We start from the raw sequence: 2603 nt of genomic DNA on the forward strand, positions 1-2603 counted from the left end.
TCGTCGCGCACGATCTGTCCCGCTTTCATTGCTGCCAGCTTGCGGATCATGCCCGGGCCCAGCAGCAGGCACACGGCCAGCGCCGACAAGGCGCTCATGATGGTGCGGAACGTGATGTATTCGAACAGCCGCAGCGCGCTCATGTAGGTCGACAGCCATTTGGCCAGTTCAAGAAACATGTGCCCCCCCCTCTTTTGCATCGGCTTCCAGCGCGGCGACCACCCGATCCATGGCTGCGCTTCGCGAACCCTTGACCAGGCACGTCACCCCAGCATCAAGCGCCTCGCGAACCGCGCCAACCAGCATCACCTGGTCGTCAAAATGCAAACCACCTTCGCCGAAGGCCTCGACGGCGGAGCGGCTCAACGGACCCACGGCGAATATCCGTCCGATGCCATGCTCGCGGGCGTACACGCCAATCTGCGCATGCAGGTCACGCGCGTCCGGTCCCAGTTCGGCCATGTCACCCAGCACCAGCCAGCCCGGGCCCGGGGCCAGGCCCAGGGTGTCGATGGCGGCTCGGGTCGAGGCCGGATTGGCGTTGTAGCTGTCGTCGATCAGGGTCCAGCCGCCGGGCATCGCACGGCTGCGCAAACGACCCGAGACACTGCCGGCATGGTGAAGGCCATGGCTGATGTGCTCCATCGGCACCTCCAGCGCGCAGGCGATCGCGGCAGCAGCCAGCGCATTGGCGATGTTGTGGCGCCCCGGAAGCGGCAAGCGGATCTCGGCGTCGCCCTGCGGCGTGCTGAGCAGGAATCGACTGCCTTCGGTGCCCATCTCCAGGATTTGCGCACCCACATCGGCCTCGTGCTCCAGCGCAAAGCGCAGGACGCGGCGATGTCCTGCCAGTCCCGAGAAATAGTCGGCAAAGCGATCATCGGCGTTGATGATGGCCACGCCATCGGCCGGCAGCACCGAGTACAGCGCGCCCTTGGTTTCGGCAATGCCCTGCAAACTGCCCATGCGCTCAAGATGCGCCGGACCGATGGTCGTGACGAGGCCGATTTCGGGCTGTGCGATGGCTCCCAGGTAGGCGATGTCGCCGGGTTTTCCGGCCCCCATCTCCAGCACCGCGAACTCGCTATTCTCGGGCATGCCCAGGATCGTCAGCGGTAGGCCGATCTCATTGTTGAAATTGCCCGAAGTGACGTGCGTTCGGCCGTATCGCGCAAGTATCGCCGCCGTCAGCGTCTTGACCGTGGTCTTGCCGTTGGAACCGGTGATGCCGACCACGCGTCCCTGCCGGCGCATGCGTACCGCGTGCGCCATTTCACCCAGTGCAACCAGGGTATCGCACACCACCACCTGCGGCAGGTCGACATCCTGGCGACACGAGACCAATGCGCCGCGTGCGCCGGCAGCAGCAGCAGCGCGCACGTGCTCATGCCCGTCATGCCGCTCACCCTTCAGGGCCACGAACAGCTGCCCGGTTTCAATATGGCGACTGTCGGTGGAGATGCCCTGCATCTCCACGTCCGCGCCGATGGCATCGCCGGAGGTCCATTCGGCCACCTGGTGCAGGTGCAGCTTCAGCATGGCCGCGCCTCCAGGGCCGCGCGGGCCACCTCGAGATCGTCGAACGGACGACGTTCGCCGCCTGACTCCTGATAGTCCTCATGCCCCTTGCCGGCCACCAGCACCACATCCCCAGCTGCGGCTGCGTCCAGTGCAAGGCGGATAGCACTTGCCCGGTCACGTTCGACACGGACCTGCTCGGGATGGACCATTCCGGCAAGCACCTGGGTCACGATGCCATCACCGTCTTCGCCGCGCGGATTGTCGTCGGTGACAATGACGCGATCGGCCAGGCGCTCGGCAATCGCGCCCATGTGCGGGCGCTTGCCCTTATCACGCTCACCACCGCATCCGAACACGCACACCAGAGTGCCCAGCGCATGACCGCGCAAGCTCTGCAACGCCTTTTCGAGCGCGTCTGGAGTGTGGGCGTAATCCACCACCAGCAGGGGCTGCCTACCCACGCCGCCGAGACGGCTCATGCGACCGCGGACCGGTTGCAACCGGTTCAGCGCCTGCACGATGCACGTGAAATCCTCGCCCAGAGTGCCAAGCACCGCCGCGACCAGCAGCAGATTGGCCACGTTGAAAAGACCCAGCAAGGAGCTGTGCACCGGGGCCTGACCCCAGGGCGTATGGAGATGGAAATGCAGGCCATCCGCGCGTGCATGCACTTTGCTCGCGCTGATGTCGGCATCCCCAGCAGCCACGCCAGTGCGCAACCGCGTCACCTGTTCCGGAAGACGTTCGGCCAGGCCACGACCGAAAGCATCATCGACATTGATTACCGCCGCCTTCAATCCCGGCCAGCCAAACAGCAGGGCCTTGGCCTCGCCGTAGGCCTGCATGCTGCCGTGGTAATCCAGGTGGTCGCGGGTCAGGTTGGTGAATGCGGCCACGTCGAACGCCACGCCATTGACGCGCTCCTGGTCGAGTGCGTGCGAGGACACTTCCATCGCCACGTGCGTGGCGCCGGCGTCACGAAAACCTGCCAACAGCTCCTGCGTGTGGATGGCATCCGGCGTGGTTCGCTCTCCGGGCTGCATCGCGCCGGCCAGCCCCGACCCCAGGGTGCCAATTGTGGC

The 2603-nt window shown here is 65.5% G+C and carries 2 protein-coding genes; both read right to left on the bottom strand.

All coding sequences use genetic code 11. The annotated features are described in order from the left end of the window. Positions 1–168: 168 nt before the first annotated feature. Positions 169–1539 carry a UDP-N-acetylmuramoyl-tripeptide--D-alanyl-D-alanine ligase gene (murF, locus tag PF446_RS02990; RefSeq protein ID WP_298069582.1) on the bottom strand — a complete coding sequence of 457 codons (1371 nt, stop codon included), beginning with the start codon at positions 1537–1539 and terminating at the stop codon, positions 169–171. Next, a partial coding sequence (locus PF446_RS02995; RefSeq protein ID WP_298069584.1) for a UDP-N-acetylmuramoyl-L-alanyl-D-glutamate--2,6-diaminopimelate ligase occupies positions 1533–2603 on the bottom strand: 1071 nt, incomplete at its 5' end. The genes murF and PF446_RS02995, both read right to left, overlap by 7 nt.

Origin of the sequence: Oleiagrimonas sp., assembly GCF_027858935.1 — a bacterium.
In the GTDB taxonomy this organism is placed as follows: Bacteria; Pseudomonadota; Gammaproteobacteria; order Xanthomonadales; family Rhodanobacteraceae; genus Oleiagrimonas.

Bases quoted from the DNA above. Each gene is read 5' to 3' on its own strand.
- murF (WP_298069582.1), bottom strand. From the start codon at position 1,539: ATGCTGAAGCTGCACCTGCACCAGGTGGCCGAATGGACCTCCGGCGAT.